The sequence below is a fragment of the Rhodococcus sp. UFZ-B548 genome, assembly GCF_903819475.1.
Classification (GTDB): Bacteria; Actinomycetota; Actinomycetes; order Mycobacteriales; family Mycobacteriaceae; genus Rhodococcus_F; species Rhodococcus_F erythropolis.
Genome location: NZ_CAIJDS010000003.1, coordinates 249,864 through 266,302 on the forward strand (window position 1 = coordinate 249,864; position 16,439 = coordinate 266,302).

Annotated in this window: 15 protein-coding genes and 1 riboswitch; of the genes, 5 read left to right on the forward strand and 10 right to left on the reverse strand. The window is 63.2% G+C overall.

What is annotated here, in order from left to right; all coding sequences use genetic code 11:
- Nucleotides 1–23 precede the first annotated feature (23 nt).
- From H7C86_RS05675 to H7C86_RS05695, 5 genes are all read left to right on the forward strand, one after another.
- Nucleotides 24–455 (forward strand): universal stress protein, encoded by a 432-nt coding sequence (locus tag H7C86_RS05675; protein ID WP_182261219.1) that lies wholly within the window; start codon nt 24–26, stop codon nt 453–455.
- Between the two features lie 44 nt (nt 456–499).
- Nucleotides 500–1,750 (forward strand): trans-acting enoyl reductase family protein, encoded by a 1,251-nt coding sequence (locus tag H7C86_RS05680; RefSeq protein ID WP_182261220.1) that lies wholly within the window; start codon nt 500–502, stop codon nt 1,748–1,750.
- A gap of 152 nt (nt 1,751–1,902) precedes the next feature.
- On the forward strand, nt 1,903–4,086 hold the full coding sequence (locus H7C86_RS05685; RefSeq protein WP_019748551.1) for a malate synthase G: 2,184 nt from the start codon (nt 1,903–1,905) through the stop codon (nt 4,084–4,086).
- 160 nt (nt 4,087–4,246) lie between these two features.
- A complete protein-coding gene (locus H7C86_RS05690) occupies nt 4,247–5,941 on the forward strand; it encodes a VWA domain-containing protein (protein ID WP_021344352.1) in 1,695 nt (564 codons plus the stop codon).
- A complete protein-coding gene (locus H7C86_RS05695) occupies nt 5,941–7,089 on the forward strand; it encodes a metallophosphoesterase (RefSeq protein ID WP_021344353.1) in 1,149 nt (382 codons plus the stop codon). Before H7C86_RS05690 ends, H7C86_RS05695 begins: the two co-directional genes overlap by 1 nt.
- A 22-nt stretch (nt 7,090–7,111) precedes the next feature.
- Here H7C86_RS05695 and gcvP read toward each other — a convergent pair whose 3' ends face one another.
- The 10 genes from gcvP to H7C86_RS05745 form a co-directional block, all read right to left on the reverse strand.
- Complete coding sequence (gcvP, locus tag H7C86_RS05700; RefSeq protein WP_182261221.1) at nt 7,112–9,970, reverse strand: aminomethyl-transferring glycine dehydrogenase; 2,859 nt, start codon at nt 9,968–9,970, stop codon at nt 7,112–7,114.
- A 53-nt stretch (nt 9,971–10,023) separates the two neighbouring features.
- Nucleotides 10,024–10,153, reverse strand: a riboswitch (glycine riboswitch).
- 220 nt (nt 10,154–10,373) lie between these two features.
- A complete protein-coding gene (locus tag H7C86_RS05705; protein WP_021344354.1) occupies nt 10,374–10,928 on the reverse strand; it encodes a MerR family transcriptional regulator in 555 nt (184 codons plus the stop codon).
- Between the two features lie 335 nt (nt 10,929–11,263).
- Nucleotides 11,264–11,737, reverse strand: a complete 474-nt coding sequence (locus H7C86_RS05710; protein ID WP_003946194.1) for a bifunctional nuclease family protein — start codon at nt 11,735–11,737, stop codon at nt 11,264–11,266.
- A gap of 93 nt (nt 11,738–11,830) precedes the next feature.
- Complete coding sequence (locus tag H7C86_RS05715) at nt 11,831–12,568, reverse strand: MerR family transcriptional regulator (protein ID WP_003946161.1); 738 nt, start codon at nt 12,566–12,568, stop codon at nt 11,831–11,833.
- Entirely contained in the window at nt 12,568–13,062 is a 495-nt protein-coding gene (garA, locus tag H7C86_RS05720) for a glycogen accumulation regulator GarA (protein ID WP_003946166.1), read from the reverse strand. The genes H7C86_RS05715 and garA overlap by 1 nt, the downstream gene beginning before the upstream one ends.
- Nucleotides 13,063–13,273: 211 nt before the next feature.
- The gene (gcvH, locus tag H7C86_RS05725; protein ID WP_019748557.1) at nt 13,274–13,678 is read right to left on the reverse strand and encodes a glycine cleavage system protein GcvH; all 405 of its coding nucleotides are present in this window, start codon (nt 13,676–13,678) and stop codon (nt 13,274–13,276) included.
- A 44-nt stretch (nt 13,679–13,722) separates the two neighbouring features.
- A complete protein-coding gene (locus H7C86_RS05730) occupies nt 13,723–14,502 on the reverse strand; it encodes a DUF881 domain-containing protein (protein WP_182261222.1) in 780 nt (259 codons plus the stop codon).
- A gap of 3 nt (nt 14,503–14,505) precedes the next feature.
- Complete coding sequence (locus H7C86_RS05735; protein ID WP_003946178.1) at nt 14,506–14,856, reverse strand: small basic family protein; 351 nt, start codon at nt 14,854–14,856, stop codon at nt 14,506–14,508.
- Between the two features lie 13 nt (nt 14,857–14,869).
- A complete protein-coding gene (locus tag H7C86_RS05740; protein ID WP_019748559.1) occupies nt 14,870–15,736 on the reverse strand; it encodes a DUF881 domain-containing protein in 867 nt (288 codons plus the stop codon).
- Nucleotides 15,733–16,332, reverse strand: coding sequence for a CDP-alcohol phosphatidyltransferase family protein (locus H7C86_RS05745; RefSeq protein WP_020969691.1), 600 nt, complete (start codon nt 16,330–16,332; stop codon nt 15,733–15,735). The genes H7C86_RS05740 and H7C86_RS05745 overlap by 4 nt, the downstream gene beginning before the upstream one ends.
- Nucleotides 16,333–16,439 lie beyond the last annotated feature (107 nt).

Below are 16,439 nucleotides of genomic sequence, written 5' to 3' on the forward strand. Positions count from 1 at the left end.
CTGCTCACCGACTCGGAGGAACCATGACGATCGCCGTCGTACACAAGGACAGCCCGGAAGGCCGCGCCGCAATCGTGGCCGCCGCACGGGAATCCGCGGGTCGAAGCGAGGAACTGCTGGTTCTGCACGTCCTGGACGATGTCAACATCGGGGACACGGCCGACACCGGAGACACCGAGGACGATCGGGCCGCTCTTCGCGGCGAGATTCAGTCAGCGCTCGACGCCGGTGGATTCTCGGAGACGAAGTGGGATCTGCGCACCACCGAGCACGACGGCGATCCGGTGACCGCGCTCGTCAATCTGGTCCACGGCGCGGGTGTCGATCTCCTGATCGTCGGAACACGCCGGATGTCCCCCATCGGCAAGTTCCTCCTCGAACGCCCGCTGCAGCGTCTCCTGCTCGAAGTGGAGGCTCCGATCCTCGTCGTCAAGGAACCCCTCCCTGCTGAGTGACCTCGGTCACATCACTTTCGAGTGCGCGTTTGTAGGCTGGCTCCATGACTGGAACCTCGCCCGCCCGAGAACTCGACATCATCGTCTACGGAGCGAGCGGCTTCGTCGGAAAGCTACTCGCCGACTACCTCGTCAAACATGCTCCCGAAGGCACGAAGATCGGCCTCGGTGGCCGCTCCCTCGAGAAGTTGGCAGCCACTCGCGCCGATCTGGGTACCGCCGCGGCCGATCTCCCCTTGATCATCGCCGACGCCGACGACGCCACCGCATTGAAGGCGCTCGCGCAGCGAACTCGGGTCGTCGCCACCACGGTCGGCCCGTACGCCAAGTACGGTCACACCCTTGTTCACGAATGCGCCTCCGCCGGAACTCATTACGTTGACCTCACCGGTGAGGTGCTGTTCCACCGCGAGAGCATCGACGCCAACCATGAGCTGGCGGTCTCGACCGGCGCAAAGATCGTCCATTCCTGCGGATTCGATTCCATCCCTTCCGATCTCGGAGTTCACGTCCTCCACGAGAAGGTCACTGCCGACGGCGCCGGTGAGCTCACCGACACAACGCTGGTGGTCACGGCGCTGCGCGGCGGAGTGAGCGGTGGCACGATCGATTCGCTTCGCAATCAGATCGACGTGTCGAAAGACGATGCGCGCCTAAGGAAACTCGCGGCCTCGCCGTATTCATTGAGCCCCGATCGTGACCGCGAGCCTGACCTCGGACGACAGAGCGACGTGAGCGTGGTCGACGGCAAGAAGATCGATCCTTCGTTGAAGGGTTGGAAGGCACCGTTCGTGATGGCGTCGTACAACACACGAGTCGTCCGTCGCAGCAATGCGCTCCGAGAGTGGGCGTACGGCAAGAAGTTCAAGTACAGCGAGGTGATGAGTGTCGGTTCCTCGGTGGTGTCACCGGTAATCGCGGGCGGTGTCGCAATCGGCCTCGGCGCGCTGGTCGCCGGACTCGCTCTTCCTCCGACGCGTTTCCTTCTCGACAAGGTATTGCCTGCGCCCGGCGAGGGCCCGAGCGAGAGCACCCAGAAGAAGGGGCACTTCACGCTCGATGTGTTCACCACGACCACGACCGGCGCTCGATACACCTCACGAGTGAAGGCGAAGGGCGACCCGGGATACAGCGCGACGGCGGTAATGCTCGGCGAATCTGCGTTGTCATTGGCGAAGGACCACAAGGATCTCCCCGCGGCCACCGGCGTATTGACTCCATCGACAGCGCTCGGCGACGTCCTGGTCGAGCGTCTAACCAAGGCCGGTTTCGAGATTTCCGCGCGCAAACTCTAGACAGAACGAATTTCACTTGATCGTTTCAGCTCTTCGCGCCCGATTATCGCAGCTCAGGGCGCGGACAGCGGTGGGAATACTCCCAGGTAACATTGATGTTGGTTCATGGCATCCATATGTGGTGCTCCGCTTTCGGAAAAGTGAGGCTATTCATGACTGAGCGCGTTCAGGTCGGCAGTCTTCAGGTTGCCAAGGTTCTCTACGACTTCGTGGTCGAGGAGGCTCTTCCCGGCACCGGTGTAGACGCCGAGACGTTCTGGGCCGGCGCCGACAAGGTCATCACCGAGCTCGCACCGAAGAACCGCGATTTGCTTGCCAAGCGTGACGATCTGCAGGCTCAGATCGATCAGTGGCATCGCGATCATGCCGGCGCTCCCATCGACGCTGCCGCATACAAGGCGTTCCTGCAAGAGATCGGCTACCTCCTGCCGACGCCTGCCGAGTTCTCGGTCACCACCGCGAACGTCGACACCGAGATCACCTCGACGGCCGGCCCGCAGTTGGTCGTGCCGATCCTCAACGCGCGCTTCGCTCTCAACGCGTCCAACGCCCGCTGGGGTTCGTTGTACGACGCGCTGTACGGCACCAACGCCATCTCGGAGGAGAACGGCGCCGAGAAGGGTTCCGGCTACAACAAGGTCCGCGGCGACAAGGTCATCGCCTGGGCGCGTGAATTCCTCGACGCGGCAGCACCTCTCGCGTCGGGGTCGCATGCAGATTCGACCAAGTACGTGATCGACGGCAGCGAACTGAAGATCACGTTGGCAGACGGTACGGTCACCACCCTCGCCCAGCCGGAGAAGTTCGTCGGCTACCTCGGCGAGAAGGACGCACCGACGAGCATCCTGCTGCTCAACAACGGATTGCACGCCGAGATCCAGATCGACGCGTCCTCCCCGATCGGCAGCACCGACGCCGCCGGTGTCAAGGACGTCGTTCTCGAATCGGCCGTCACCACGATCATGGACTTCGAGGACTCGGTCGCCGCTGTCGACGCCGACGACAAGGTTGTCGGTTACCGGAACTGGTTGGGCCTCAATCGCGGTGATCTGTCCGAGGAGATCAAGAAGGGCGCCAAGTCCTTCACTCGTACGCTCAACGGCGACCGTAAGTACACCGCCGTCGACGGCAGCGAACTCAGCCTGCACGGTCGTTCGCTCCTGTTCGTCCGCAACGTCGGTCACCTCATGACCAACCCCGCGATCCTCGATGCCGACGGCAACGAGGTCCCCGAGGGCATTCTCGACGCTTTGATCACGAGCACCTGTGCAGTGCACGGCCTCTCGATCAGTGACGCCAACGGCCCGCTCGACAACAGCCGCACCGGCTCGATCTACATCGTCAAGCCCAAGCAGCACGGCCCCGAGGAAGTTGCCTTCACCACCGAACTGTTCGGCCGCGTCGAGCAGGTCCTCGGGCTTCCCGAGAACACGCTCAAGGTCGGCATCATGGACGAGGAGCGTCGCACGACAGTCAACCTCGCTGCCTGCATCAAGGAAGCCGTCGACCGCGTCGTGTTCATCAACACCGGCTTCCTCGACCGCACCGGCGACGAGATCCACACCTCCATGGAAGCCGGCGCGATGGTGCGCAAGGCCGAGATGAAGAAGCAGAAGTGGATCGGTGCCTACGAGGACTGGAACGTCGACACCGGACTGGCCTGCGGCCTGCAGGGCAAGGCGCAGATCGGCAAGGGCATGTGGGCCATGACCGAGCTGATGGCAGACATGCTCGAGCAGAAGATCGGCCACCCCAAGGCCGGCGCCAACACCGCGTGGGTTCCTTCGCCGACCGGCGCAACGCTGCACGCGACGCACTACCACCGCGTCGACGTGTTCGCTGTTCAGGACAGCCTGAAGGGCAAGCCGCGTGCGAGCGTCGACGACATCCTGACCATCCCGCTCGCTCCCAGCACCGACTGGACGGACGCGGAGAAGAAGGAAGAGCTCGACAACAACTGCCAGTCCATCCTCGGCTACGTCGTCCGCTGGATCGACGCGGGTGTCGGCTGCTCCAAGGTTCCCGACATCCACGATGTCGCGCTCATGGAGGACCGCGCCACCCTGCGCATCTCGAGCCAGCTGCTCGCCAACTGGCTGCGTCACGGCATCGTCAGCGAGAGCGACGTTGTCAGTGCACTCGAGCGCATGGCCCCGGTTGTCGACCGTCAGAACGAGGGCGACGCCGAGTACCGCAACATGGCACCTGATTTCGATTCCAACATCGCGTTCCAGGCTGCCAAGGAACTCATCCTCGAAGGCGCGAAGCAGCCCAGCGGATACACGGAGCCGATCCTGCATCGCCGCCGCCGCGAGTACAAGGCTGCCAACGCCTGATTTCACCCTCTTCGAACTCGAAGCTGAACCCGAACAGCCTCGGCACCGCTAACCGGTGTCGAGGCTGTTCGCGTAGGCCCCGAAGATTCGTCACTAGACTGGCTGAGGACACAGTCCGTTCAGCAGACATTCTTCGAGTGACCAAGGTAGGGCAAGGTACGTGGGCGAACATCGCGGCGGGTCAGGCGCCAGAGGTATCAGCAAGGGGCCGATTCTCGTCGTCGTGCTGATCGTCTTGATCGTTGCAGGCTTCTTCGGGTGGAAGGCCCTCAGCAACCGGATCGACGATCAGGGCCAGCAGGCAGCAGGTACGTGCGTCGAAGGCAACAAGACACTCGACGTCACCGCGGATCCGTCCATCGCCCCACAGATCGAGGAACTGGCCAAGCGGTACACCCAGACCTCTCCGGTCGTGCGCGATCACTGCATCACCGTCGTGGTGCACGGTGCGCCGTCCGCGTCGGTCTCGACGGCACTCGAAGCCGGTCCGGCGGCATCCTGGGACGACGCAGCATTGGGACCGCGTCCCTCCCTGTGGATCCCGACGAGCTCGTTCGAACTCGCGCCGCTGGCGGGCAAGGCCGTGATCAACGGTGATCCTCGCTCGCTCGCGAGTTCCCCGATCGTTCTGGCAACCGGCCCCGAGACCGCGGCAGCATTGGCCGGCGCAGCATCGAGTTGGAAGTCATTGCCTTCCGATCTGACGGTCGCCCTGCCGGTCGGAAGTACCGAAACCTCGATGGCCGCACAGGCAATCGCTGCCGACGTCGCCGATGCGGGTGCCGGTCCGGTCACGACGGATCAGGCGAAGTCCGCGCAGGTCAACGCTGCGCTCAGTGCGCGGGCATTGCAGTTCCAATCCTTGCCGACTCCCCCGACGTCCACCGCCGAAGCCCTCGGAGCACTGAGCGCCGGAACACCGGATTCGGTGAAAGCCGTTCCGGCCACGGAACAGTCGATAGCGCAGAGCGCGAACGCGGCGATGACGACGTACTCCCCCGCCGGCGCAACGCCAGTCGCGGACTATCCGGCGGTCATCGTCTCGGGCAGCGGGATCGACGAAACTGCCTCGCGCGCAGCGGCGCAGTTTGCCGATTTCATGCGTGAGCCGAATCAGTCACAGTTGTTCGTCGGCGCCGGTTTCCGGGTCGAGGGTCAAGATCTTCCCGATCTCGGTGCGGTGTCTCCGGCCAAGATCTCGTCCACGTTGAAACCGGCTTCGGCCGAAACCGCAGCTGCGCTCGGTGACATCGTCGCCAATCCGGTCTCTCCGCGTAGTGCCACCATCCTGATGGACACGTCGGCGTCGATGGGTACCGACGACGGTGGCACTACCCGCTTGGCGAACGTTGCCGCGGCAGTGAACACGCAATTGGGTCGCAGCCCTGACGCTTCGGACATCGGCCTTCGCGAGTTCAGCACGGGCACCGACGGAAAACCGTCCGAGCGCATCCTGGTTCCGGGCGGTTCACTGTCCGAGCCGAATCGGCGTGCCACCATCACCGATTTCCTCAACGGGCTTCGAGCCGGCGGAAAGACCTCCAAGTACCCGGCGCTTGCCAGTTCGTACAAAGCCGCGGTTGACGGTTTCGACGCGGGACGAGTCAACTCGGTGCTGCTGATCACCTCGAGTACACCTGACGAATCCACCACGACGCGAGCCGAACTGCTCAGCGCGATCGCCGCTGCGGGCAATCCGTCGCGTCCGGTACAGGTCGACGTGATCGTCGTCGGTGCGGGCGACGACGTCTCCACACTCCAAGACGTCTCGGATCGGACCGGCGGAACCTTGGTTCGCGTCGATTCGACGTCCGACCCCGCTCTCGCGGCCGCAGTGACCAAGATGCTGTCCTGATGGGGCGCGTCGCGGTTTTTGCGGTCCTTCTCGCCCTTCTGACCTGGTTCCTGCACCGCCGACTCGTTCGCGCCACCGGCATCCCGAGGCGATGGGCTCGTCTTGCCGACACTGCGCTTGTGGTCTTGGCTGTCTCGACGCTCATCGGGGTCGGCAGCGGCGAAATCTTCCCGACGTCCTGGGCGCGACCGATCGGATTTCTCGGATGGGTCTGGCTGGCTTCGTGGCTGTACCTGATTCCCGGACTGCTCGTGATCGGGCTGTTTGCCGGGATCAGTCGACTACGTGCACGCCGCACGGATACCACGACCGAAGTCGACCCGGCCAAGCGTCGTACGTTGCAGTTGGCTACAGCAGCAGTCACTCTCGCGGCGATCGGCACCGCCGGCTACGGCGTCTACGAGGCGTCGGGCCCCAAGATTTCACGCGTCCGCGTGCCGCTTGCTCGCCTACCTGAGGGCTTCAACGGATACCGGATCGCCTTGATCACCGACCTGCACGTGGGACCGGCCCGCGGGGTCGACTTCACCCGCAAGGTGGTCGAGATCGTGAACTCGCAGAATGTCGATCTGATCGCGATCGGCGGCGATCTCGTGGACGGCACCGTCGCAAAAGTTGCTCCCGATCTTGCTCCGCTCGCCGATCTTCAGGCGCCGGACGGAATCTTCGGAGTCAGCGGAAACCACGAGTTCTACGCGGACGACGGTGGCAAATGGCTCGACGTGTGGGAAACATTGGGGATCACCACACTTCGCAACAGTCGCGCCTCGATCAAGCATGACGGCGACACCATCGACATCGTGGGCATCCACGACTACACGTCGCCGGCCCCGTACGAGCCGAACCTTACTGCCGCGCTCGCAGGTCGCGATCCGAATACTTTCGCCTTGCTTCTCGCGCACGAACCGCGTCAGGCGATCGAGGCGTCCGAGATGGGTATCGATCTGCAGCTGTCCGGGCACACTCACGGCGGTCAGATGTGGCCGCTGAGGTATCTCGTTCCGCTGCAGCAGCCTTCGGTGCAAGGCTTGGACAGGGTCGGAAACACAGTGCTGTACACGACGCGTGGCGCCGGGGCTTGGGGCCCGCCGGTACGCGTCGGCGCAACGCCGGAGATCACCGTTCTCGAACTCGTACGCGAGAGGTGATGATCTCCGGCGGGCACACGCCTTAGTTGCCTGCGAACGCTTCGATCGGCGGGCACGAGCAGACCAGGTTGCGGTCGCCATGTGCACCGTCGATACGACGCACGGACGGCCACACCTTCGGGCGAGCCTTGCCTCGCGGGAAGACGGCGATCTCACGCGAGTACGGGTGATCCCACTGCGCTGCAATGCTTCCGGCAGTGTGGGGAGCACCGCGTAGCGGGTTGTCCTCCACCGTCCACTCGCCGGCGCCGACGCGATCGATTTCGCCGCGAATAGCGATCATCGCCTCGCAGAACTCGTCGATCTCTTCGAGGTTCTCGCTCTCGGTGGGCTCGACCATCAGTGTGCCGACCACGGGGAAGCTCATGGTCGGTGCATGGAAACCGTAGTCGGCCAGACGCTTTGCCACGTCGTCGACGGTGACGCCAGTGTCCTTGGTCAACCCACGGAGGTCGAGGATGCACTCGTGCGCGACCATGCCGTTCTCGCCGGTGTAGAGAACCGGGAAGTACTCGTCGAGTCGACGCGCGATGTAGTTGGCCGACGCGATGGCGGTCAGGCTGGCGCGGCGCAGGCCCTGAGCACCCATCATCCGGATGTAGGTCCAGGTGATGGGCAGAATGGACGCACTGCCGTACGGCGCTGCCGAGATCGTTCCTCTACCACCGAGTTCGGGGGCCATCGGGTGTCCGGGCAAAAACGGCGTCAAGTGTGAGCGCACACCGATCGGGCCGACGCCGGGTCCGCCGCCGCCGTGCGGGATGCAGAAGGTCTTGTGCAGATTCAGGTGGCTGACGTCGCCGCCAAATCGGCCCGGACGGGCAAGGCCGACAAGCGCATTGAGGTTGGCGCCGTCGACGTACACCTGGCCACCGGCGTCGTGTACCGATGCGCAGATGTCGGAGATCTCATGCTCGTAGACACCGTGTGTTGAAGGGTAGGTGATCATGATCGCGGCGAGACGCTCGGCGTGATCGGCGATCTTCGCGCGCAGATCGTCGACGTCGACGTCACCGTTGGGACGGCAGGCGACTACCTCGACGCGCATCCCGGCCATGACGGCAGACGCCGCGTTGGTGCCGTGAGCACTCGACGGGATGAGGCAGGTGTCGCGGTGGTCGTCGCCCCGGCTGAGGTGGTAGTTGCGGATCGCGAGCAGGCCCGCGTACTCCCCCTGGCTGCCGGCGTTGGGTTGCAGGCTGACGTTGTCATAGCCGGTGACCGCGACCAGCCAGTCTTCGAGATCCTTGATGATCTTCAGCAGACCGGGTGCATCCGACGTGGGCGCGAACGGATGGATCGCGTTGAACGCGGGCCAGGTGATGGATTCCATCTCGGCGGTCGCATTGAGCTTCATGGTGCACGAACCCAGCGGGATCATGCTGCGATCGAGGGCGATGTCCTTGTCGGAGAGCGCGCGCAGGTAGCGAAGCATTGCCGTTTCCGTACGGTAACGGGTGAAGGCTTCGTGCTGCAGGTAGTCGGAGGTGCGCTCCTGAGCAGCCGGAACCGAATTGCCCTCGGCTTCGATGGCGACAACAGCATCCTCGATCCCGAACGCGTCGAGCACGGCAAGGACGTGGTCGGCGGTGGTGGCCTCGTCGCAGGAGATACCGACATGATCGGCATCGACCAGACGCAGGTTGATCCCGGATTCCTTGGCCGCAGCGACAACGCTGGCCGCCTTACCCGGAACCTGAGCCAGCACAGTGTCGAAGAACGAATCGTGGACTACGGCCACGCCGCCCTCGCGCAGGCCGTTTGCCAACGCGTGTGCGCGGGCAGCGACGCGCAACGCAATCGCCTTGAGCCCCTCGGCGCCGTGGTAACTCGCGTACATCGCAGCGAGGATCGCGAGGAGCACCTGCGCGGTACAGATGTTGGACGTCGCCTTCTCACGGCGAATGTGCTGCTCACGTGTCTGCAGCGCGAGGCGGTATGCCTTGTCTCCGTCGGCGTCGATGGAGACGCCGACCAAACGGCCGGGCAGCTGACGCGCGTGCTTGGAGTGCACGGCCAGGTAACCGGCGTGCGGTCCGCCGTACCCCATGGGAACACCGAAGCGCTGGGTGGTGCCGAAGCACGCGTCCGCACCGAGTTCACCCGGCGAGGTGATGAGCGTCATCGCAAGAAGGTCGGCGCCGACGGCAACTAGCGCGCCGCGCTCGTGAGCTTCCGCGATGATCGAGGTGTAGTCCACGACGCGTCCCGAAGCGCCCGGGATCTGGGCGATGACACCGAAGAAATCACCCTCGGGCAGTCCGGCAGTGAGATCTGCGGAGACGATCTCGATGCCGAGCGGCTCGGCGCGTGTCTCGATGACGGCGAGGGTCTGCGGATACAGGTCCGCGTCGACGACAAAGCGTGGGGACTTGCTGCGGTTCGCGCGGCGCAGGAGCGTCATGGCTTCGGCAGCGGCGGTGGCCTCGTCGAGCATCGACGAGTTGGCCAGTTCCATGCCGGAGAGATCGGCGACCATGGTCTGGAAGTTGAGGAGGGCTTCGAGGCGGCCCTGGCTGATCTCCGGCTGATACGGGGTGTACGCGGTGTACCAGGCCGGGTTCTCGATGATGTTGCGCAACAACACCGGCGGCGTCAACGTGTCGAAGTAGCCGAGGCCGATCATCGACGTCGCGACAGTGTTCTGGGCTGCGAGTGCAGTCAGTTCGGCAAGTGCCTCGTGCTCTCCGACCGGAAGCGGCAGAGCGTCGAGTCCGGCCGCGATGCCGTTCGGGGCAGCGTCGAGGATGACGGAGGGAACGGCCTTGGTTGCCAGTTCGTCGAGTGAATCGACACCGACGAGTTCGAGGATGCGCGCGAGTTCCGCGGCGTTCGGACCGACATGGCGGTCGGCAAATATACGGCTTGCAGCGTCGATCACGACAACTCCCAGACAGATCGGAGGATCAGGACACACACCGAACTGCGGTGCGTTCCTCCCCCTCTGTCGCATGCTCGATTCCCGAGCGCCTGAGAGATTCGGTAGTGATCCGCCGATAGACGGAAGCCACAGCCTTTCCCCGTCGGCGGGTGGGTTGTCCCACCGCTTTCCAGAGGCGTCGGAGCCCGTACGGTCCTTGGTGCCTGAGAGATTGACGGGGAGGTATTGCTCCTTCGGCGCCCTGATCCCGCTCACGACTGACCTTTGAGACAAAGACTGAAACAAAGACAAGTTCGGTGAATCGGTATCCGAGGCTCTCCCGTACGCCGGCGACGCAGGCCCAGTCTAGTTGACCGAAACGCCTACCTGCACCGTGGCATCCTCCAAAGAGATGTGACGTGCGTTATCCGGTTTTGCGGCTGGCGCGATTCTTGCGTCGCGAAGCCAACTCGTCTTCCGGGTTGGGATCGCTTTCGCCGCCGTCAGCCCGCTCGGCTGGGAAGTCGGCGATCGTTCCGGTGAGTTCACGCATCGCTCCACTGACTGCGATGCCGAATACACCCTGCCCACCCTGGAGGAGGTCGACGACCTCTTCGGGAGACGTGCATTCGTACACGGTGGTGCCGTCGGAGAACAGGGTGATGTTGGCAAGATCGCGGACGCCACGCTTACGGAGGTGATCGACGGCAACGCGGATGTTCTGCAGTGAGATGCCGGTGTCGAGCAGACGCTTCACGATCTTCAGAACGAGGATGTCCTTGAAGGAGTACAGACGTTGGCTACCGGATCCGGCAGCGCCACGGATTGACGGAACAACCAACGACGTCCGTGCCCAGTAGTCGAGTTGGCGGTACGTGATCCCGGCGATCTGGCACGCACTGGGTACTCGATATCCGACGAGGTCGTCGGGGATGGAATCGTCCGGGAACAGGCCTGGCTGCAGCTCTTCGGAAGACATTTCTGCAGTCGGCTCGGCACTATCGGCTATGCCCGTTCCGCGCTCATTCGACTGTTCTTCCACTGCCGTCTCCCTCTCGCTTCGCCATCATGTAACCAACCTGTGCTATCAGCAGTCACGAGAATCCCGTGCCGACCGAACTTTCAGATGTGAATCCAAGGCAGGTAATTCCATGAGTGGACTTACCCAGAGTACGCCTCGATCGACAAGGCGAGAAGATCTCCACCGCACGCAACGGTAAGACCACGAGGGTGCTCGGTCAACGCAACACGCCGACCGAGACTCAACCTCTACTTGAGAGTTGAAGACTAAAGCCTGATTACGGACAAACAGGACTAACCGTCAGTGGCCTTGAAGTCGTCCGGCGAGATGGTGTCAAGGAATTCCTTGAACTTCTCGACCTCGTCTTCGCGCTCGTCGGGAATGACCAGACCGGCCTCGGCGAGAACAGCCTCCGACGCGAAGATCGGAACGCCGATGCGCAGGGCCAATGCAATCGAGTCCGACGGACGTGCCGAGACGGTGGTCTGCTCGTCGAAGACGAGATCCGCGTAGAAGGTGCCCTCTTGCAGGTCCACGATCCGCACTTCCTTGAGGCTCCGACCGAATGATTCGATCAAGATCTTGATCAGGTCATGAGTCAGCGGTCGCGCCGGCTCGACTCCCTGTTGTTCGAGAACAATCGCGGTAGCTTCGGTTTGCCCGATCCAGATCGGCAGGTACCGATCGCCGTCGGACTCTCGCAGCAACAGGACCGGCTGATTCTGAGGCTGCTCGACACGAACTCCGATCACACGCATTTCGCCCATCGAGCTTGCCTCCAACCTGACGTGATCCAGCCAACCGACTCCGATGCGGTCGTACTGAAATTCTATTCGAGTGTGCCCCGCTGATCGAGGAACTCAGCGATCGAGACTTCCCCGAACCGCCGACTTGACCAGACATGTGTGCAATGTCAGCGACAGCGCAGCCAGTTCCCGGACCATTTCCTCGGCTCGATCACGTGCTCCGGCGTCACGACCCTTGGCAACCGGTCCGGCGATCTGGGTCACGAGTCCCGCTTCACGATCAGCAGCCAACTTGAACGCCCGCAGATGACGAACCTCCAAGCCGTACTCGGACATCGCCTTCGCGGTGCGCGCCAGCGTCACGGCGTCCTCGTCGAAGAAGCCCGCTGCGCCGGGAACGACCAAACCGGTACGGATCAGATCGGTCAGAAACCGATCGTCGATGTCGGCGCGAGCGAGAAGGTCCTGACGACCGACTCGAACTTCGCGATCGACCCGGAAAGCCTCGGGTGAGACATCGCCCGTAGCGATCGACAGGACGCGAGCACGACGAGGCGCAGGAACTTCTGCACTCACCGTCGCTGCGCCGCTGTCGATCGCTTCGAGTTGTTCTTTGATCACTTTGAGCGGCAGGTACTGATCACGTTGAGCGGTCAGCACGAAGCGAAGACGCTCGCAGTCCTCGACAGAGAATCTGCGGTATCCCGACGGTGTCCGTTGTGGGCTGATCAAACCCTCGGACTCGAGGAAACGGATCTTCGAAATCGTCACGTCGGGAAAATCTGGACGCAACCGATCCAGCACGGAACCAATCGACATTCCGGGCTGGCTCTGCTGCCGCACTGCCGTCATTAGCTACCCGCACCTGCTGACGACTCGCCGACCTGCGAACCGCCGGCACGAGGGCCGGTGAGGAACACCAGACGGAACTTGCCGATCTGAACCTCGTCACCGTTCGCGAGAACTGCCGAATCGACAGGCTCACGGTTGACGTAGGTGCCGTTGAGGCTTCCGACGTCGACGACGTGGAAATCTGCATCTTCCTGACGGAACTCGGCGTGACGACGGCTGACGGTCACGTCGTCGAGGAAGATGTCGCTGTCCGGGTGTCGACCTGCCGACGTCGTCGGCTGATCGAGCAAGAAGCGGGATCCTGCATTCGGTCCCCGCTTGACCACCAGAAGGGCGGCTCCGGCGGGAAGGCCTTCCACGCCCGAAACCGGCTGCTCGGCGGCCGGTGCTGCAGAGGAGGTGTTGTCGAGCTCATTGAGGAAGTCCGCACGGAAAACCGAAGTGGTCTCCGCCGGCGACTCCCCATAGCCCGCGTCGTTACCGTTCTCGCTCACTGTTTCTCCTCCTGGGTCAATCATCCAGATCATGAATCACTGGACTACGCAGTGCACTTTCTTCACGAGCATCTTTCACAGTCACGTTCGATACGGCCCTGCGCCCCGACTCGGCACATGCGTACCTAACGACCGTACCCTGCGCAGACCGCCGCGTGCAGCGAGACAGGCCGCGACACAACACGAGTTGGCCGGTCCACGCGCAGGTTTTCTACTCGGACGTGAGTCCCTTGTATGCCTCCGCGTCCAGCGTTGCCGCGAGTGCGGCGTCGAGTGTGGCCTCGTCGGCGACCTCGAGCTCGACCAACCAACCCGTGTTGTACGGATCGGTGTTGACGAGGTCAGGCTGTCCGTCCAATTCACCGTTGGCTGCAAGAACTTTCGCAGTGAACGGAGCAAAGATGTCGGAGACGCTCTTGGTCGACTCGACCTCACCGAGCGATTCACCGGCGGTCACGTCTTCGTCGACAGCAGGAAGCTGGACGAACACGACGTCACCGAGCTGCGACTGAGCAAAGTCGGTGATACCGACTCGAACTGAGGTCGGGCCGGTCCGCTTCACCCACTCGTGCTCCGCGGTGTAGCGCAGATCGGTAGGTGTATCGAGCTCACTCACAGTGGCTTCCTTTCACAGGCCGTCCGAAAGTCGGACGCAAAAGATCAATTTCCGGGTTGAGCGTATTGGCGCGGATTCAATTGTCGCAAGACGGAGATCGTGACCTGCTGCGATTGGTCGACTGAGGAAGTTCCGCCGTTGCGTGCGACGTTGTCGAAAACGCCTCCGGGAATGTTCAACGCTGCTGCCAACGTCGGTGGATCCCCGATTGCGGTCACAGTGTACGGCTGCTCGATCGGGGTTCCGTCCAATTCGATCTCGCCGCCGCGCCCACTCACCCACGAGTTCACGCCGATACGAATGGGTTCGCCGTTCGCACCTGCGATCGAGATGGCTTCGGCACCGGCAGCACGTAGTTCCTGGATGAGATCGAGAATCACTTCGGAGCCGACGCCCCCTGCTGGATCCGTCAGGGTCATCGTCACACCCGGTCCGGTAGCAGGAGCGGTCCCCACCTGAATGGAGAGCGAGGTCAGCCGCGCCCGCGCCTCGTCGAGCGCTGCTCCGGTGTTGCCGCCGGCTTCCAAAGTGGCAAGCGATTCCTGAAGATTCGCGACTTCCTGCCTCAGCGCGGCTTCACGCCGATTCAAGTTGTCGAGAACCACCAGGAGGTCGGCAGGGCGCGCGGCGTCGAGTGAATCTCCGGCCACGGTGCTGCGTACCTGTGTGGCAATCGCGACACCGAGCACACCCAGAAGCACGGCGGCGAGGATCGCGAACACGACGTTCGTGCGATGTTTCGACGACGAACGCAACTCGTGACGACCTTCACCCGTAGTCGTCACTGGTGGTTCTTCGGGGTCAGTCGCTGCGTGGTCGGACATGGCTCACGCTCCGAACAGTCGTCGTCGCAATGCCGCTGCGTTGCCGAAGATCCGGATACCCAGCACGACGACGATTGCCGTCGAAAGTTGAGTACCCACACCCAACTGATCGCCGAGCCAGACGATCAACGACGCGACGAGCACGTTGAAGACGAAGGAGACCACGAACACCTTTGCGTCGAAGATCTCGTCCAGATACGCGCGTAGTCCGCCGAAGACGGCGTCGAGTGCCGCAACGACAGCGATCGGAAGATAGGGCTGGATGACGTCGGGCACCTGCGGGCTGAAAACGACGCCCAAGACGATGCCGACGACCAGTGCTGCGAGTCCGTACAGGGCGGAACCGGCCTTCATCGAACTCCTTCTGTCACTTGGGTTCTGTGGGTTCTGTTGCCACCCGGACCGCACGAGGCGTCGCGGGCGGCAGTGTCAACGAGTCGTCCTCGGCCACTGCGAAACCGACTCCGTACAGTTGCGAGACGCTCGACATTCTCACGTAGGCGTCGCTCACGACGAACTCTCGCTGCAGCGCGCGCGTGTCGCCGATCGCCTCGACGCGGTACGGCGAGAAGACAGGTTGGTTGTCGACGAGCATCGCGCCGCCCGCCTGACGGATGGTCACCGTCGGCCCGATTCGCACGCCGCCGACGGCGATTGCCTCCGCTCCCCCAGCCCACAGGGCGTTGACGACGGTCTGCAGATCGCGATCGAGGACAACTGTCTTACCGCCGACGCTGCGCTGGGACGCATCCGAGAGGTTCGGGCGCCCGGCCGGGTCCGTTAACGTCACCACCAGCCCCTCCCCGTGAACAGCTTCGGCTCCTGCGCCGGATTCGACTGCTCGCAATTGATCGAGGACCGCGCTGCCTCTGGCATCACCTTCGAGCGCCAAGCCACGGGCGGCGTCGACGTCGCCGCCGAGTGAATCGCGGGACGCGGCCAGCGAATCGATTCGATCCTCCGCGTCACGGACCTTGGCGACCAACTCGCTTCGAACCTCCTCGGTGCCGGTCACCTGCTTGGTGGCCTGAACTGCAGAGACCGTGACGATGAACCCGATCAGCAGTGCACCGAGGGCCAGCCACGGCCCCGTCTTCGAGGATCTGTTCGTCGTGTGCTCGTGTTGGCGTTCGAATGCCGTCGCTTCGTAGCCCGGATCGAGATGTTCGGTCATGAGCGACCGAAGCAGCGACGGTACCGGGTTACGACGGACGTCCTCCCCGGTCGACTTCATCGAGGCACGACCTCGTGCGTTCGCGCAACGTCAACGGCTTTGAGCACGTAGATCGCAGCAGTCCACACGTACAGGACGGTTCCCCAGATCAGGAAAGCGAAACCGAAGGCATGGGTGAACGGTCCGATGGCCCAGTCTCCGTGTCCGGCAAGAATCAAGGGCAGCGCGAACATCAGGAGGAAGGTCGCAGCCTTGCCGAGGTAGATGACCTCGGGCGGCGGCAGTCCACGCCGGCGGTAGATCGGCAGCGTCAACGCGAGTAGAAGATCACGGCCGATCAAAATCGCCGCGACCCACCAGGGAATGAAATCGCGGGCAACGAAGGTGACCAGTGTCGTCACGACGTACAGGCGATCGACCAACGGGTCGAGAAGCGCTCCCAGACGCGAGGTCTGCCCGAGCACCCTGGCCAACTTGCCGTCGAGCCAGTCGGTGAACCCGCTGAGCATCAGCAGCGCCAATGCCCAGCCGTCCGAGTGCGTGACGAGCAGCAGGTAGGCGAACAGCGGCAGAGCGAGTAGACGCACGATACTGAGCACGTTGGGAACAGTGAGAATCCGATCCGTGGGGACCAGTTCTTGTTCGCCAGAGTTCACTGCACACACCTCGCGTCTTTCGATTGCCGTGCGGCCAGCTTTCCACAGCACGACGGACTATTCGCCGAGGCGCCGTAGCCCGAACTGTCCCGAACGTGTCGAGCTGA